The sequence below is a fragment of the Acinetobacter sp. V110_1 genome (genome assembly GCF_031798975.1).
GTDB classification, from domain to species: Bacteria; Pseudomonadota; Gammaproteobacteria; order Pseudomonadales; family Moraxellaceae; genus Acinetobacter; species Acinetobacter nosocomialis_A.
Genome location: NZ_JAVQNN010000023.1, coordinates 22,002 through 39,757 on the forward strand (window position 1 = coordinate 22,002; position 17,756 = coordinate 39,757).

Annotated in this window: 9 protein-coding genes; 7 read left to right on the plus strand and 2 right to left on the minus strand. The window is 41.0% G+C overall.

Annotation, left to right across the window (positions count from 1 at the left end; translation table 11 throughout):
- The first annotated feature begins 94 nt into the window (after window positions 1–94).
- The gene (locus RMA95_RS09435; RefSeq protein ID WP_311070261.1) at window positions 95–1,513 is read left to right on the plus strand and encodes a phosphate--AMP phosphotransferase; all 1,419 of its coding nucleotides are present in this window, start codon (window positions 95–97) and stop codon (window positions 1,511–1,513) included.
- Window positions 1,514–1,535: 22 nt separating this feature from the next.
- Here RMA95_RS09435 and RMA95_RS09440 read toward each other — a convergent pair whose 3' ends face one another.
- Window positions 1,536–2,042 (minus strand): hypothetical protein, encoded by a 507-nt coding sequence (locus RMA95_RS09440; RefSeq protein ID WP_311070262.1) that lies wholly within the window; start codon window positions 2,040–2,042, stop codon window positions 1,536–1,538.
- Window positions 2,043–2,212: 170 nt separating this feature from the next.
- On the opposite strand from RMA95_RS09440, the gene RMA95_RS09445 reads away from it, so the two are divergent.
- The 3 genes from RMA95_RS09445 to recD all read left to right on the plus strand — a co-directional run bounded on the left by RMA95_RS09445 (window position 2,213) and on the right by recD (window position 11,410).
- A complete protein-coding gene (locus tag RMA95_RS09445; protein WP_311070263.1) occupies window positions 2,213–5,848 on the plus strand; it encodes an exodeoxyribonuclease V subunit gamma in 3,636 nt (1,211 codons plus the stop codon).
- Between the two features lie 3 nt (window positions 5,849–5,851).
- Window positions 5,852–9,550 carry a UvrD-helicase domain-containing protein gene (locus RMA95_RS09450; protein WP_311070264.1) on the plus strand — a complete coding sequence of 1,233 codons (3,699 nt, stop codon included), beginning with the start codon at window positions 5,852–5,854 and terminating at the stop codon, window positions 9,548–9,550.
- 108 nt (window positions 9,551–9,658) lie between these two features.
- Entirely contained in the window at window positions 9,659–11,410 is a 1,752-nt protein-coding gene (recD, locus tag RMA95_RS09455; protein ID WP_311070265.1) for an exodeoxyribonuclease V subunit alpha, read from the plus strand.
- 717 nt (window positions 11,411–12,127) lie between these two features.
- Here recD and RMA95_RS09460 read toward each other — a convergent pair.
- Entirely contained in the window at window positions 12,128–13,426 is a 1,299-nt protein-coding gene (locus RMA95_RS09460; protein WP_311070286.1) for a serine hydrolase domain-containing protein, read from the minus strand.
- Window positions 13,427–13,638: 212 nt separating this feature from the next.
- Here RMA95_RS09460 and rpsO point away from each other — a divergent pair, with 212 nt between their 5' ends.
- The 3 genes from rpsO (at window position 13,639) to RMA95_RS09475 (ending at window position 17,549) form a co-directional block, all read left to right on the plus strand.
- Window positions 13,639–13,908, plus strand: coding sequence for a 30S ribosomal protein S15 (gene rpsO, locus RMA95_RS09465; protein ID WP_001229357.1), 270 nt, complete (start codon window positions 13,639–13,641; stop codon window positions 13,906–13,908).
- A 257-nt stretch (window positions 13,909–14,165) separates the two neighbouring features.
- Complete coding sequence (gene pnp / locus RMA95_RS09470; protein ID WP_288422346.1) at window positions 14,166–16,253, plus strand: polyribonucleotide nucleotidyltransferase; 2,088 nt, start codon at window positions 14,166–14,168, stop codon at window positions 16,251–16,253.
- An 84-nt stretch (window positions 16,254–16,337) separates the two neighbouring features.
- Entirely contained in the window at window positions 16,338–17,549 is a 1,212-nt protein-coding gene (locus RMA95_RS09475) for a magnesium transporter CorA family protein (protein ID WP_311070266.1), read from the plus strand.
- Window positions 17,550–17,756: the final 207 nt, after the last annotated feature.

Consider the following 17,756-nt stretch of genomic DNA (forward strand, 5'->3'; position numbering starts at 1 on the left):
GGCGCAATGACATAATTTGTATAGCAATTCATCATCTAAGCGCATAAGTTAAATAACGACGAAATTAAACAATAAAAGATTAGAGCAGTGGACTATGAGTGAACAACAACCAAAATTTGAAATTCGAGATGAGGAACAGCTTTCAGTCGATTTGATTGAAGCACAATATGCTTTAAAAGATAGTCGGGGCAAAAAAAATGCTAAAAGTACACTCATTTTAATGAGTGGTATTGAACTGGCTGGAAAAGGCGAGGCTGTTAAGCAGCTTCGAGAATGGTTAGATCCAAGATATTTACGGGTAAAAGCAGATGCACCGCGTGTGCTGACAGATACCGAAGCTTTTTGGCAGTCGTATTCAGAGTTCATTCCAACTGAAGGCCAAATTGTGGTGATGTTTGGCAATTGGTATAGCGACTTGTTGGTTACCGCAACGCACGTATCGGAACCTTTGGATGATGCTCGTTTTGATGCCTATGTGGAAAACATGCGGGCGTTTGAACAGGATTTAAAAAATAACTATGTCGATGTGATTAAGGTTTGGTTTGACCTTTCGTGGAAGTCACTGCAAAAACGTTTAGATAAAATAGACCCGTCTGAACAGCATTGGCATAAGCTTCACGGTTTAGATTGGCGCAATAAAAAACAATACGACACTTTGCAAAAGTTACGACGCCGTTTTACCGACGACTGGTACATTATTGATGGTGAGGATGAAAAACAGCGCGATCAATTTTTTGCCCAGTACCTTTTGCAACACATGCGTGAATTGCCTGAACATGAAAGTGAAGTCAAAGGAAAATGGCAGCAGGCAAAGATTCCTGAAAGTTTGTTAAAACCTTCTAAAGAACAGCTCGATAAAGCTGATTACAAAAAAGAGCTCGATAAACTCAGTAAAAAAATTGCCGATACCATGCGTTTTGATAAGCGTAATTTTGTGATTGCTTTTGAAGGAATGGATGCTTCGGGTAAAGGTGGTGCAATTAAGCGAATTGTCAAAAATTTAGACCCGCGTGAATATGATATTCATTGTATTGGCGCACCTGAACGTTTCGAAGCAAGGCATCCTTATTTGTGGCGTTTTTGGAACCGTATTAATGAAGCCGAAAAAATTACAATCTTTGACCGTACTTGGTATGGCCGAGTGCTGGTAGAACGAGTTGAAGGTTTTGCATCGCCTTTAGAGTGGCAAAGGGCATACGACGAAATTAATCGCTTTGAAAAAGATTTATTTGATAGTGAAACGATTGTGGTAAAAATTTGGCTTGCGATTAGTAAAGATGAGCAAGAACAACGCTTTAAAGCCAGAGAAGAGACACCGCATAAACGCTTTAAAATTACCGCGGAAGATTGGCGAAATCGTGATAAGTGGGATGACTATTTAAAAGCGGCAGCAGATATGTTTGCACGAACCAGTACTGAATATGCACCTTGGCATATTGTTGCCACTGATGATAAATATACTGCGCGTTTAGAAGTGTTAAGAGCTATTTTAAAACAGCTGAGAGCAGATTAAACTCTCAGCCGTGAATTTGATTTTAGTTTACAACCGTGCCACGACTTTTTTGTTGAACACGTTTAGCAAGGTTGTAGCTATCAGTAAGATGCGTTTGGGCTATTTTCTTCATCATAAAATAGCCTAAACCTGCTGCAACAATTTGCCCGCCTAATGGTATAAATTTAGTCACTTGTTTGGTGACAATTTTTCCAAAGAAACCATTAAACGTTTTTTTAACGGTGGTACGCGCGACCACAAAACCTGAAAATTGAAAGCCACGTTTACGCAGTTCATCCCAATGAATGGTTTTTGTTTTTGGATCATAAACGCTGACATGTTCAGGTGCTAAACCAAAGCGGGAATTAATATCGGGAATAAGCTGTGACAAAATTCCCAAATCTACTACCACGTCAAAAAAAGGAATGGGTACAATTGCTGCACCAGCAGAGACGTAAGCTCTTTTCTGAATGAGCTCGTGGCACTCATCGCGAATTTGTTCCAGATTTAGGCTAGGATCAATATAGTCAGGAATGTTATCAATTTTCATAATGTTTACCTGTAATGGGTTCCTTAAGGGTGCCTTCCAAACACAAGGCAAGTGACACCTAAAGTTAGATTATGCTGTGTTTAAACCAACGTGACATAGTCAGATTCAGTTGTATAGTAATGAATGTTTATGATTTTGTGCATAAATTATGCGAGTAGGATATGAAATAAATGGGCATCCATGTTATTCAAAGTCAACGTATTGATGTGTTGTTGCAGGGCGTACTGGCATCTACGTCCCAACCTTCAACGCATCCTTTACAGGTTTTGAAAGCCCAGCATTTTATTGTACCAAGTCCTGCGGTAGAGCAATGGTTGATACAAAAACTTGCAGAACAACAAGGAATGAGTGCCAATTACCAGTTCCACCAGCGTGTGCGCGGGTTTCAGTGGTATGCCTATCAACAGGTTCTCACGGCGCATAAGGAGCAGGTTCGTAAGGCTAATATTCCACGCTTGATTTTTAAATGGCGTGTACATCAAGCCTTACAGGAATTTATTCAGTCTGATGTTATGAGCATAGATAGCTCTCATCCACTGCATTCTATTGTTCAACGTATTTATGACAGCGCAGATCGGCTTGAACAAGGTATTGAGAAACAGCTAAAAAAACAAAAAATGTTGTATTGGGTTGCCGAACAGGTTGCCGATTTATTTAGTAACTACATGGTTTATCGGGGACAGTGTCAACGTGGGTGTGAAAATACCTGTACTTGCCCAAATAACTGGTTAGCAGCGTGGGGACAAGGCCGAGCGCTGGATATCGAAAAGTATATTGCGCAGAAAGATAAAGAAATTTCTGCTTTTACTTTGCAGCAAACACAAGAGTTAGAGCGTTGGCAGCGCTGGCTATGGCAGCAGCATTTTCATGATGATTTTATGCAGATGCAGCAAATTGACGAGCTGTTTTGGCAGGAATTAGACCATCCTGAGCGCCAGAAGAAAGCACTGTCTCGTTTGCCGGAGCAAATTGTTGTTTTTACTTTGCTGGATTTGCCGCCTAGCCAGCTTCAGTTTTTGCGTCGTTTAGGGCAATACATTGATGTTTTGATTTTGCACTATAACCCTTCACAGGAATATTGGGCCGATAGTGTCGATCCCCTGTGGAAACAACGTTATGACTTAGGTGTGAAAGAGCGTTTTATTGCGAAAAATCCTCAAGCGACTGATGCTGAAATTGCCGATTTCTTTGATAAATTTACGCTTAACTTTAATGCTGAGGCGCGTGAGTCGAGGCATCCGCTTTTAACAAGACTGGGCAAACAAGCCCGCGACCACTTCTCATTACTCTCAAACTTGTCTACAGGTGAAGAGGGTAAGTGGGTGGATGCCTTTGTCGATGATTTTCCTGAAAGTTTACTTGGCAAAGTTCAGTCAGATATTTTGCACTTGGTGGAACCCCAAGCAAAGCAGTATGAGCTTGCCCCTAATGATGACTCCATTCAAATTCATGTCTGCCACTCGACATTACGGCAACTTGAAGTATTGAAAGAGCAGTTGATTGGCTGGTTGGCTAAACCACATGAACAGCCGCGTCGTCCAAATGATATTTTGGTTTTAGTACCTAATTTGGCAGAAGTAGAGCCTTTAATACGAAGTGTTTTTCCTGCTACTGCAACTGAGCAAGGTGTCCATTTACCCGTAAAAATTGCCGGTATTGCGTCACTTGATGCACTTAATGCATGGCGTGCCGTAATTGGCCGAATTCACCTTATGCAAGGGCGATTTAGCTTTGATGATTTCGCTGACTGGCTTGGTTTACATGCGACGCAGCAGCGCTATGCACTTGAATATGCTCAAGTAGAACGAGTTTTGGCATTACTGGCCGATGCAGGGTTTAAACGTGGTCTTGATGCAGAGCACCTGAAACGTAGCTTATGTGACGGTGATGAAGATTATCGCTATAGCTTTAAATTTGCTTTAGAGCGGTTAGCACTCGGTATCGCAATTCCCGAACATGCTACATTTAATCAGGTACTCAGTTACGCTAAGGTTCAACCAGGCGATTTTGAGCTTATTGGTACGCTCATTCAGATTTATCAAGATTTAAATGAGCGCCGTGACTGGCTCATTATGCATGAGCAAAGAAAAGTTCATACGGTAGAATACTGGCTGCAAGTGTTGTCACAAGATATTGTCGAGTTTGAACAGGCCGGTGTTGTTGCTTTAAAAACTGCTCGGGAAATTGTGAAAAAACAAGAGCGTATGTTAACGCTTGCAAGTTACTATGCCGAGGCAGAAACAGGTACCTTACGTAAAATTACCTTGCCTTTGCCTTATATTCTAGATGAGATTCAGCGAACTTTAGAAAACCAGACGGCACAAGCTGAACCAACTGGACAGATTACATTTGCTCAGATTGGGCAAATTCGCCCCTTACCTTATCGCTTAATTGTGATGTTGAACCTTGATGCAGGGCAGTTTCCAAACCGTGATACGCATGTACCATTTGATTTGATGGATGCTTTACGTCAACAACTAGGTGACCGTTCCCGCCTTGAGGATGACCAAGGCGCTTTCTTGGATGCTTTACTTTTAGCTCAAGAAAATCTATGGCTATTTTATAACGGTTTTGATGTCAATGATGGTGAGGTGAGAGACCCTTCAAGTATTCTTCAAGAGTTCCGAGAACATCTTGCGCTTATTGTAAAACCAGAGCCAAATGCACCTGAACGAGAGGTCATTGAAGGCATTGAAATTCCGTCTCAATTAAAACAACTCTACCATTTACATTATTTACAGCCGTTTGACCCGAAGGGTTTTGTGGCCGAGAACAGCTACATTCGCTACCAAGATCACTGGTTTAACGTGGCGATGCAAATTCAACAAGCATCTGGTGTTCTTAAGCCTTGGGCGAATACATCTTATCCTTTGGAAATACCTGACATGCTGGTTTTAGACAGTCATCAGTGGATACAAGATGTGACTTTCCCTGCACGCCTCTATTTAAAAACTTTAGGTGTTGAAAATTTGGGAAGTGTTGGGGAGTTAGATCAAAATGAACCTTTGCTTTTAGATGGTTTAGGCCGTTATACCATTCGACATTTTTTACAGCAAAATGAACAACAGGCGCAGCCTGAGGCTCTACTTGATCAATTACCTGTAGGCAAAGTTCAATACAGCGCATGGCAACAGGGTATTTTTGAACAGGAATGTTTGCTTGAACGTCTTCATCACTATGCACCAGCTGTGACACAAACCACGCAGCGAAGCTGGCGAATTGCCAAACAGCTGCACATGAATATTACAGTGCCTAAATCTGAAACTCAGGATTGGGTCAGCATGGAAGCATCAAGTGCTCGAGCAAAAAGACGTGCAAAAGTCTGGTTAGAGTACCTGCTTTGGTTGGCCTATTTAAATGAGGGAAGTGCAGGAGCTGAAAGACGCCGTATTGTAGTTTTTAGTGACCAGACCGTGATTTGTAAAGGTATTAGTTCTGAGCAAGCTCGGCAGTATTTACAACCGTGGTTTAAGATCTGGCGTTATGCTCAACAGCAACCACTGGTGCTACCAGCAGCTTTAATGCTAAAACCTCTGGAAAAAGCCAAGGCATATCAGTGGGAAGTATCAAATCAGACAGAAAAAATAAAACTGGATGAGAAGAGCTATACCGAGCTGTTAAAATACTGGAATGAAACTGGGTCATTTACCGCTATCGATATGACTCAAAATGAAGCGTGTAAGTTACATAAGGACTGGCGTTTTATTTTGCAAGAACAAGATGCACAAGCATTGCTTCAACACGCTTGTGATGAGTTTGCATATGATTTGTATCATCCAGTTTTTCAATTTCAATATTCGGAGTAAGGCATGAACTCAAGAGTACAGGTGTCTTATCAACCTATTACTGATATTGAATTTAGCGGATTGCACTTAATTGAAGCTTCGGCGGGTACCGGGAAAACCTATACACTGTCGAGTTTGATGGTACGTATTTTCCTTGAGAAATATTTACCGCGCCAAGTCATTGCGACCACCTTTACCCGTGCTGCTGCGGCCGAGTTGAAAAGCCGAATTCATGCACGTCTGGTCGAAACCTACCGTTACTTAGATACTAAGCGGAGTCTGACTGAAAAAGAGATTCTTTTACAGGCTGAGCTTGAATCTGACTTATTACTGCAACATGTTCTCAAGCATTTTGCGACACGTATTGCCTATGCCTGTGAGCGTTTAAAGCTCGTCATCGATCAGTTGGATGAGTTGTTTGTCGGAACACTCGATAGCTTTAGCCAAAAACTATTACGTGAGTTTGCTTTTGAGAGCGGCAAAATTGAACGTGCTCAAATTACCGATGATGCTAAAACCTATAGCCGCCAACTGATTCATGATGTACTACGTGAATGGATACAGTCTCAGCCTCAAACTGTGATTGATGCGTTGTATCTGGCAGGTGAGTTAAAAAGTGTCGACAGTTTTGTCAAACTGGTCGAAGACTCACTGAACTTTAGTTCGGCTCACTTTAAACTTCCCGAAAAGCCTACCATTGAATTTGAACAACTTGCGCAGCTCAAACAGTTGGCAACAGAAATTGATATCAGCCTTTTAGAGCCGTATTACTCGCTTGATGGCGAACACTATAAACATGTAAGCGGCACAATATTTCGTAATGGGGCGTTTAACAAATTATTTAGCGAGTGTTTACCGCAGCTTTTACAAGTTCTAACGCAAAGCGACAGTATTTTAGTTTTTGATGGATCTTTGGCAGCACAACGGGAACTTATTTTTAAGTTTTTAGGCCAACTTGCCGATCAGAAAGTTTTTAAAAAATGTCCTGCCGAAATTTCTGATGGATTTTATAAGCATCCTTGTATTCAGAAGATTCAGCAGTTATTTGGTGTGCTGAAAAACTACGCTGAACAGTTCGATCAGCTTCATATTTATTTAAAAGCCTATTTGTGTGTAGAGGTTAAAAAACGCTTACCACAGGTTTTACAAAACAAGGGCGAGACGACTTTTTCTCAGCAAATTCGCACTTTGTCAGAAGCGCTAAAAGGCGAGCAGGGGCAGCGTTTCGCCGTATTTGTTCAGGCTCGATATCCCTTAATTTTAGTCGATGAATTTCAAGACACTAACCAAGACCAAGACGATATGCTCGCCAGCATTTGGCGTCATCCAGAGCGTTACCAAAAAGGTTGCATGATTATGGTGGGTGACCGTAAGCAGGCAATTTACGGTTTCCGTGGTGGGGACATGCTTACCTTTTTAAATGCCTATAAAGATATTCAGGCAAAGCATGGTCGAGAATATAAATTAATACATAATCATCGTTCAGTCGCTGACTTGGTTGAAGTGGTTGATGCCTTATTTCAAAGGCAAATCGACTTCGGTGAGCAAGTTCAATATGACCCAATTCGGGCAGGGACTCGACCTCACCCAGCTTTAGTCGATCAAAATCAGCCTAACCCAAATCCGTTGCGCTGGCTTATGCTAAAAGACAAGGAAACGGAAGCACAGCAAGTTGCGTGGAAGATTCGGGATTTACTCAACCAGTCACATACTGGGCAGTTATATCTTCAAAAAGATACTCAGACCCAAGCTTTAAATGAAGATGATATTGCGGTCTTATCACGTAATCATGATGGTCTTGATAAAGTTCAATTTCAATTAGAACGTTTAGGAATACGCGTTAACCGGCCATCAAAACGAAGTGTTTTTGATTGCACAATTGCTCAAGATGTTGGGGCCTTACTCACTGCGATTCTTCATCCTTACGATGAGGCAAAAGTGAAACGAGCTTTGATTAGTCGATTGTTTGCTATGGATCTAAAACAACTGTTGCAACTCGAACAAACGGCCGAAGGTTTAAGCCAGTTTATGACAGGCTTTGATGCTATTCGGGAATTGTGGTCGGCTCAGGGCTTTTTAGTGGCATGGCAGCAATGTTTAAACCAATTTGGCATTTGGAAAAATCTGGTTGCTGTCCAGAGTAAAGATAATGAGCGGGTCGTGGTGAACTTGCGTCATTTGACCGAAATTTTAAGTCAACATAGCGAGAAATATCAGGGTGCGCAAAATCTCTATCATTGGTATCTCAAGCAATTACAGTCACCGCTTGACCGTGAGTGGGAGCTAGAGCGTAGATTGTCGAGTGAAGCTGGCGTACAGCTCATGACTATTCATCAGTCGAAAGGCCTTGAGTTTAAAATTGTCTTTTTGCTTGGGGCTGATAAGCCATTTCGGGAAAATAACAAAACGCTTAACTTCTCGACCCAAGATATAACGGTTCCAGAGTCGGCTCAAACTCTAACACAACGAGTTGTTGCGATTGCTGATAAAACGTATTTAAACGAAACCGAACTGAAGCAGCATGAAGAACGGGCTTTGGCAGAACAAAACCGCCTTTGGTACGTGGCTTTAACCCGTGCAAGTCATCGTGTTTATGCACTTTTACAAGATACAGATGGCAAGTCTGTTTCAGGTTTAGCTTTTTGGAAAAATAGAGCTGAGCCTTTTCAGCACCGTTGTTGTACCGATGAAATGATTTTGGAGCAACCACCTGCTGCAAGACATTTAAATCAACACATCAATATTATTGAAATACAGGCACAGCATTTTCCTGACCAGCGCTTCTATTCGAGAGGCAAAACCAGTTTTAGTTATCTGGCACAGCATTTAAGACATAAAGTAGGTACAGATTTACTCGCGAGCCAGAGCCATGAAGCTGTTTTAGCCGAAGATGAACTCGATCAAGTTATTTCTGTTGAGGCGACCGTAGCACAGCCAATTAGCTGGATCAAAAGCAATTTTCCGAGAGGGACGCTTGCAGGGAATTTCTTACATGAGATTTTTGAACATATTGATTTTCAATGTTCAGATGAGTGGGTAAGTGAAATACGCCGTCGTTTTAAAAATGATTACAGTAGTTTGTGGCAAGATTTATTAATCAAATATCAAGAAAGCTTCCCCGAAGAACAAGAAGCGGAATATTCGCTTTATCACACTGTGGCTGAATGGTTGCAAGAGATTCTAAACACGCCGTTATATCAAGGTTTTCGTTTAAATCAGTTACAGCCAGAACACTATTTATCAGAGTGTCCTTTTTATTTGGCCTTGTCAGATCGTGTACTAGCCATGAAACGTATTCAGCAGTTGTTTGCTGAATATGGTATGGAAATGCCAGAGTTATTAGAGGCTCGTTCTGCACGCTATTTAAATGGTTCGATAGACTTGGTTTATTTTGATGGGCAGCGTTATCACATTGCTGACTATAAGAGTAACTACTTGGGTGAAAACCTTGCCGATTACAGTGTAGAAAGCATTGCACAAAGTATGTCTTTAGCCAGCTATTGGCTACAAGCAGGCCTGTATTTGGTTGCGTTACATCGTTATTTAAAAGTCAAAATGCAGAATTATGATATTGAACAACACTTAGGTGGGGCGACTTATCTTTACTTGCGCGGTATGAATGGCGAAGCTGAGCAAGGTTATTATTATTGGCAGCCAAGTACAGAATTTGTTCTACGACTCGATGCTATTTTAGGGTACTTTGCTGAGGATAAAATTGCATAAAAAATGCTGATAAAAGATCTAATTTTAGAATTAACAAATACTTGGGGTGTGGATAAGCCTGTCTATAACCATGTGGACAAGCGTGTGGAAAACTAGGTGGATAAGTGTGTGGACAATCTAAATAGCCCTGAACAAAGCGATTTAAGCTGGTTAATGACTTGGAGTACCTTTCTAAATCAAGCTCCGTTTACTGCACAGACACAAGCTCCAGAAGCAGCTTGTTTTTTGCAGCAGCTGATTGAAGCGAGCTTGCAAGGTGACAGTTGTATTGAGATTAGCCCAGAGCAAATAGAAACACTTGGCCAACTGGTGATCTCTGCTGAACAAGCAAAGTCTCAAGTTGCCCCTTGTGTCCACGACGGGCAGGGGTTGGCATTATACCGATATTGGAACCTAGAGCAACGTCTAGCTGAGCAAATTCGCCGATTAAAGCAGCAACCAATTCAACCAGTTTCGTGTGAAGAGCATTTAGACTTACTCACTGATCCTCATCAGCGAGCTACCTTGCAAATGGTGACTCGGCAGAGCTTGAGTATTATTACAGGTGGGCCGGGTACAGGTAAGACCTATACGCTCGCTCGTATTATTGCTGTGCTGAGTCAAGCAATTCCTCATATTCGTGTAGCAATGGCAGCTCCGACGGGTAAAGCTGCACAGCGTATGCAAGAAGCCTTACAAAACTCGTTTAATGACCCAAAACTGCTTGAGTCGGGGTTGGTTAGTGATGAGCTAAGAAACCAAAGTACCCAAACCATTCATCGATTATTAGGTATGGGGCATAGCCAAACCCCACGGTTTAATCAAAAGCAACCTTTGCCTTATGACGTTATTGTGGTGGATGAAGCCTCTATGCTGGATTTAAATCTGGCAACGTTATTATTTGAAGCGGTTCCTGAGTCTTGTCGAATTATTTTATTGGGCGATGCCAACCAGCTTGCTTCTGTAGATGTTGGAGCGGTACTTGCAGATTTACAGCAAATCGAGGCGTTGTCTGAAAACCGTGTTCACCTTCAGACCAGCCGTCGTTTTGCAGAAGGTGCTTTGATTGGTCAGGTGGCACGATTTATTCAAATGCAAACCAGTCAGATCAATCATGAGCAGGTTTTGCAACAGTTTGAAATTGATATTGTTCAGGTTTCAGAGCTACGTTCAATTCCTTTAGAAGCTGATATGCCCGATGTGGTTCAGCTTGAATATTTACCTGAAGAGTCACCTATAGAGCTAGAAGCTTACTACCAAAAATTGATGGTGGGCTTTCAAGGCTATGTGCAAAGCCTAAAAGCTTATTTACAAGATGATCGCTCAATTGAGCATATTGGAAATATTGTTAAGTCATTCGATGACTACCGTATTTTAACTGCTGTACGTCATGGACCATTTGGCTTGCAGCAACTTAATCAATATGCCGAACGCTGGTTACAACAACAGCTAGGTATTGTGACTTTAGGGGGATGGTATGTAGGTCGTCCTGTCATGATGACTTATAACGATTACCAGCTCGGCATTTCAAATGGTGACATTGGTTTATGTTTTGAACATAGAACCCAACCTCAGCAGTTTGAAGTGTATTTCCCAAGTTTAAATAAGTGGGTTGCCGCAAACCGATTACCTAAAAGTATTCAAAGTGCATTTGCTTTAACCATTCACAAATCGCAAGGGTCTGAATTTACACACACTGCTGTTGTTCTCGATCAGGCCGCCAAGAATTTGTTAAGCCAAGAGCTGATCTACACTGCGATTACACGAGCCAAAAAAGTAGTGAGTTTATTGGTTCATCCAGAGGCTTTATTACAATCTTTTACAGTTCGTACGACCAGGAAAAGCGGTTTAGTTGAAAAAGTTAATCGGTTAGTTCGTTAAGTCAAACTTAATATTTTTGCCCGTGTAAGAAAAAGCTTACATGGATTCGAGATATTTGCTGCTAGAGAACACACCCTGTTTTTGAGATTATAAACGCACAACGAGCTTGGCAAGGAATGTCGGGCAAAATCGCACAATAATAATAACTTAAGTCGAGAGACTGCGAACTTACAATGACGTAGGTGAATAAAGAGGAAACTTACAGCCGCTAAGCCTTGTAGTTTTGGGAGAGACTACAGGGCTTTTTTATATTTTGAGTTTTTATCATGTCAAATATATTAAATAAATCTTTGTTTGTGTCACGCTATTTCTTCTTCTGATTATCAATCATTTAACTCGAACATATTAATATATTTATTTGTAATATGAATTTTAAATAGTCATTTTTCGCGTGAATTGTTAAGTTAAATGTTATACAGAACCGTACGTTATTTAGCTGTTGCAGATAAACGCTAAATATTAGACAGACCTGTACGTTTTCGCTTACATGATGATAAGAAAAATACTACTTTTCTTCATAATTGGATATGACAAAATACATCACATAAGGAAATAGAAATAAAAACAACGGAAGTGAATAAAACAAGAAGAAAGATGCAGAAAGCATCTCACATATAACAAGAAAAACAGAGATAAACACGATAAACAAGAACTACAGCGCCAAAAACCCAAGCAGAAATGCTTGGGTTTTTTATTTTATCGCTAAGTTATAACTATTTAGACTAGATCTGTTTCATGTGAATCGCTACCAAACAATGAACGGCGCTGATCTCTAGGAATTCGTGGGCATTGGCTAGAAATTTGATAGAGCAAGTTAGCTAGAGCAGGGAGATGAGTGCCCACGACCGATTTTCCAGTGGTTAATAATGAAACGCTAATATCACGCTCTGGATCAGCCCAACATAAAATATTAGAGAAACCGAGATGACCAAAAGCTTGTCCCGTCATTGGGCCAAATAAGCCTACTGGATTGCTACCAAGCATTGGACCCAATGCATAACGCATCGGTATTAATAAGGTTCGGTCAATATTAACTCCTGTGGTGGGGAGTGTTGCTCTAAAAATTGTTTTTTCACTTAAAATTTGCTTGCCTTGGTAGCTTCCCCCACTTAAAAGCATTTCAAAGAAGCGGCCAGCTTGTTCAGCACTGGTATAAATGTTACCGGCAGGGCAGATGGTATCCATAAAACGGCTATCATTGGTCACATCTACAGCGAGTTGTAAGCCACCACCTAGTACATGATTGAGATAATGATCTGTTCCTAAGCGAGGATGTAAACCTGTTGCACAATTGAGTGCGACTTTGGAGCGATATTCTGGTTTCAAACCATAGTTGAAATAAGGCATATCCATCGGTCTCTCGATGGTCTCATGCACAAATTGGCGAAGGTCTTGTCCTGTGACTCGTTCAATAATTTCACCTAAAATATAACCTGCGGTTACAGCATGATAAGCAAGGTGATTGCCTGCTGGAGAAACGGGTCTTGCTGCATATAAGCGCTTTAAAATTTCATCTTTATCGAAAAGCAGTTCAGGAGTGACTTCTCCATCAACGTAAGGAATGCCTCCCCGATGTGCTAATAAATGAAAGATCGTCGCACGGCGCTTCCCATTTACACCATATTCAGGAATGTAATAACTGACGGGGTCAAGTAAGTTGATTTCACCTTTTTCATCTAAAAGATGTATCAACATGGCAGTAATCATTTTGGATGCTGAAAATAAGCAAACCGGAGTATCCGGCGTTGCGATGATTGCATTATTTTGCAAACCTTCTGGAGAGTTGCCTTGAGCATAGCCAATGCTTCGATTTAATAAAATTTTCCCCTGTCTACGTAAACAAAAAGTAATGAGTGGATAGTTCCCAGTTTTATAGAGTGACTCAATACTTTTCCAGATCTTTTGAACCTGACGTTCATTCATTCCACCTTGTTCAGCAGGTACCTCATCTTTGTGATGAATGACCGATCCAATCTCGTCTGGTACTGGACAGGTGTTGGTCGAAAATATTTTCACACGTCCCTCGCGTTTCTTTCTTTTTATTGAAGGCCAAGTGTGCAGGGTTAAGAGACTGATGTCAGTGTCTAAAATGACAGGTAACTGAAAACAATTTTGCAATCCATATATAGATACCTTAAAATAGGCAACTTGCTGTAGTGATGCACGGCAGTCAGTTGCGCTCAACTGATTCATATCATTTTATTTTTTAAGCATCTCGGAGAAATCGAATGGCTTTAACTAATGCAGACCGCGCAGAGATCATTGCTAAATTTGCTCGCGCTGAAAACGACACTGGTTCACCAGAAGTACAAGTAGCTTTATTGACTGCTCAAATCAATGATTTACAAGGTCACTTTAAAGCTCACAAACACGACCACCATAGCCGTCGCGGTTTGATCCGTATGGTTAACCAACGTCGTAAATTACTTGACTATTTAAATGGTAAAGACCACGAGCGTTACACTGCTTTGATCGGTGCTTTAGGTCTACGTCGTTAATTCGATTTTGCTTTGTTTTCGGTTTATCGCATGTTGCTATGCTTTGTTTCTGGAAAGAAAGTTTCGCCTAATCAACCGTTAGGCGATTTATAGAAGGGGCGCTTGTGCGCTCCTTCTTTGCGTTTAATATTATTTAAAATTTTTGGTCTAGTGTGATGGCTTCTAAGCTTTGTCATTTATCTACCAATAGTTGTAGTCTGAATGCCAAACCTTAGGGGTCTCACTAGAATAAAATTAGGAAAATACAATACATGTCAATGTTTAACATCGTTCGTAAAGAATTCCAATTCGGTCAACATCAAGTCGTTTTAGAAACGGGTCGCGTTGCACGTCAAGCAAATACAGTTTTAATTACAATGGGCGGCGTAACTGTTTTAGTTGCAGTTGTTGCTCAATCTAAAGCAAAAGCGGGTCAAGACTTTTTCCCGTTAACAGTTAACTATCAAGAAAAACAATATGCAGCTGGTCGTATCCCTGGTGGTTACGGTAAGCGTGAAGGTCGTGCTTCTGAAGCTGAAACTTTAATTTCACGTCTTATTGACCGTCCAATCCGTCCATTGTTCCCAGAAGGTTACTTCAACGAAATTCAAGTAACAGCAACAGTTGTTTCTTCTGACAAAACTATGGAAGCTGATATTGCTGCAATGTTAGGTACTTCTGCTGCATTAGCAATTGCAGGTACACCATTCCGTGGTCCAATTGGTGCAGCTCGTGTTGGTTTAATTAACGGCGAATATGTTTTAAACCCGAATTTTGAACAAATGGCTCAGTCTGACCTTGACCTTGTGGTTGCTGGTACAGAAGCGGCTGTATTAATGGTTGAATCTGAAGCAAAAGAACTTTCAGAAGACCAAATGCTTGGTGCAGTGCTTTTCGGTCATGACGAAATGCAAATCGCGATTCAAGCAATTAAAGAATTTGCTGCTGCTGCTGGTGCAGTGGAATCAACTTGGGTTGCTCCAGCTAAAAATGAAACACTTCGTGAGCAATTAAAAGCAGCTTTCGAAGCTAAAATTTCTGAAGCGTATACGATTGCGGTTAAACAAGATCGTTATGCAGCATTAGATGCACTTTATGCAGAAGCTTTAGCTCAGTTCGTTCCTGAAAATGACGAAACTGGTCTTGCTGACGAAGTAAACGAATTATTTGAAGACCTTAAATACCGTACAGTACGTGACAACATCTTGTCTGGTAAGCCACGTATTGATGGTCGTGATACTAAAACTGTTCGTGCGATCGACGTTCAAGTTGGCGTATTAGACCGTGCACACGGTTCTGCATTATTTACACGTGGTGAAACTCAGGCGTTGGTAACAACAACTTTGGGTAACACACGTGATGCGTTAATGGTTGATACGCTTTCTGGTACTAAGACTGACAACTTCATGTTGCACTACAACTTCCCTGCATACTCTGTAGGTGAAACAGGTCGTGAGTCTGGTCCTAAGCGTCGTGAAATTGGTCATGGTCGTTTAGCACGTCGTGGTGTTCAAGCAGTTCTTCCTGCCGCTGACCGCTTCCCGTACGTGATCCGTATTGTATCTGACATTACTGAATCTAACGGTTCATCTTCAATGGCTTCTGTATGTGGCGCATCATTATCTCTTATGGATGCAGGTGTCCCACTTAAAGCACCAGTTGCTGGTATCGCAATGGGCTTAGTGAAAGAAGGCGAGCGTTTCGCTGTACTTTCTGACATCTTAGGTGATGAAGACCACCTTGGTGACATGGACTTTAAAGTAGCAGGTTCTGCAAACGGTATTACTGCACTTCAAATGGACATCAAGATCGAAGGTATTACTGAAGAAATTATGGAAGTTGCGTTAAACCAAGCATTTGCTGGTCGTATGCACATCCTTAATGAAATGAACAAAGTAATTTCACGCGCTCGTCCTGAAATTTCAATGCATGCTCCAACATTTGAAGTAATTACAATTAATCCGGACAAAATCCGTGACGTAATTGGTAAAGGTGGTGCAACAATCCGTCAAATTACTGAAGAAACTAAAGCTGCAATCGATATTGAAGATAACGGTACAGTTCGCGTATTTGGTGAAACTAAAGCTGCTGCTAAAGCTGCGATTGCAAAAATCCAAGCGATTACTGCTGAAGTTGAACCAGGTAAAATCTATGACGGTAAAGTTATCCGTATCGTAGAATTTGGTGCGTTCGTAAACATTATGCCAGGTACTGATGGTCTTCTTCATATTTCGCAAATCTCGAATGAGCGTATTGCGAACGTAACTGACGTTCTTAAAGAAGGTCAGGAAGTGAAAGTACAAGTTGCTGATGTTGACAACCGTGGTCGTATCAAATTGACTATGAAAGATATTGAGCAAGCATAATTGCTTAACTCACTAAAAAAGTCCGCTTGATGCGGGCTTTTTTTATGGCATGATGCAAGTAACACACAAATAGATCGACGTGGTATGCAGATTTATTATTTTTATCGTCATCAAAAGGATGGCTATGTTTTTTTGAGCCGAGAAAAGCACACTGAACATGTTCTGGAGTTTTTCTGGATTGATAGCGTGAGATCTGATGTTGTTAACCATAATGAAGAATGGCAACACGAAATTCAGCAGCTTGCAGATGTCGCAATTAATGAATTTCATATGCGAGATATTGCGAATATTGAGCACCCTTGCGCCTTTGATACGCTTGAAGAATATGACCTGCTTATTTTTAGAAAGCTTGTTACACCTGATGATGAAATTAAAAATGGCGAATCACATGAGAGTGTATTTGGCTTAGCTACCACGCCAATTAGTTTTATTTTTACCCCTAAAGTACTCATTAGCGTACGTGAGCAGGGCAACAAGTCGATTGAAAACTATATTCAACGTCTTGAAAATATTTTATGTAAAACTCTAGAAGAACAAAATAAAACCCGTAAGCTGCCTAATTCACCTGTAGATTTATGTTTACGTCTGCTGAATAGCATGGTGGATGGTTATCTTGATATTCGTTCACCTTTAACCAGAAGGGTCGAGCACTGGCAACAACAACTATTACAGGGGAATCGCCGTTTTAAACAATGGCATCAACTGTTTCATGAAAACATGGCCTTTCAACAGGTCGAAAACCTTTGTGAAGAGCAAATCGAAACCCTACAAGAGTTTCGGGATGAAATTGTAGAAAACTATCATCATGTGATTGGTGAGCGGACGCATAGTTCTCAAGATCTTCTGTTAGTTCGTTTGAATGATTTAATGAGTCATGTCGAACGTATTCAAAAACATACTTTACGTTTACGTAGCGCTATTCAGTCAGCGATTGACTTGCATTTCTCAGCGATTGCAAACCAGACCAATGAAAATATGCGTATTCTTGCCATTATTACCGCTGTGTTTGCACCACTTACGCTTTTAACTGGTATTTACGGAATGAACTTTGAGTTTATTCCGGGGCTTAAATCGCCAGTGGGTTTTTGGATTATGCTCGGTGTCATGTTGCTCAGTACGGTTTTATTGCTGTACTACTTCTATCGACAGCATTTGGTGGGGCGTGGTGAGAAAAGTGTTATTGATTTATTGGCGCAGCAGCATCGTGAAGAACGGATGAATTTATTTTGGTTTTTGGAGTATGAACCGATTAAGCAGACTTTGAAGGAAGTGGAGAAGATTACTCGATTAAAATAAATTTTTATTTTTACACGACGGAGTCTTCTCATTAATATATCAAATAGTTATAGCTAATTCGTTACTTTGGTTTCGCCCAAAGTAACCAAAGGCATTTGTCATCCTTAGAACCTGTTCACTACCAGCATTTAACTAATTTTATTGCAAAAACAATACTATTTAGATAATGGGCAGGCCAAGGATGACTTTTAGCTCAAGCTATACCTC

Excerpts from the sequence above, each read along its gene's own strand:
- RMA95_RS09435 (WP_311070261.1), top strand. The coding sequence starts at position 95 with ATGAGTGAACAACAACCAAAATTTGAAATTCGAGATGAGGAACAGCTT.
- RMA95_RS09440 (WP_311070262.1), bottom strand. The coding sequence starts at position 2,042 with ATGAAAATTGATAACATTCCTGACTATATTGATCCTAGCCTAAATCTG.
- RMA95_RS09445 (WP_311070263.1), top strand. The coding sequence starts at position 2,213 with ATGGGCATCCATGTTATTCAAAGTCAACGTATTGATGTGTTGTTGCAG.
- RMA95_RS09450 (WP_311070264.1), top strand. The coding sequence starts at position 5,852 with ATGAACTCAAGAGTACAGGTGTCTTATCAACCTATTACTGATATTGAA.
- rpsO (WP_001229357.1), top strand. The coding sequence starts at position 13,639 with ATGGCTTTAACTAATGCAGACCGCGCAGAGATCATTGCTAAATTTGCT.
- pnp (WP_288422346.1), top strand. The coding sequence starts at position 14,166 with ATGTTTAACATCGTTCGTAAAGAATTCCAATTCGGTCAACATCAAGTC.
- RMA95_RS09475 (WP_311070266.1), top strand. The coding sequence starts at position 16,338 with ATGCAGATTTATTATTTTTATCGTCATCAAAAGGATGGCTATGTTTTT.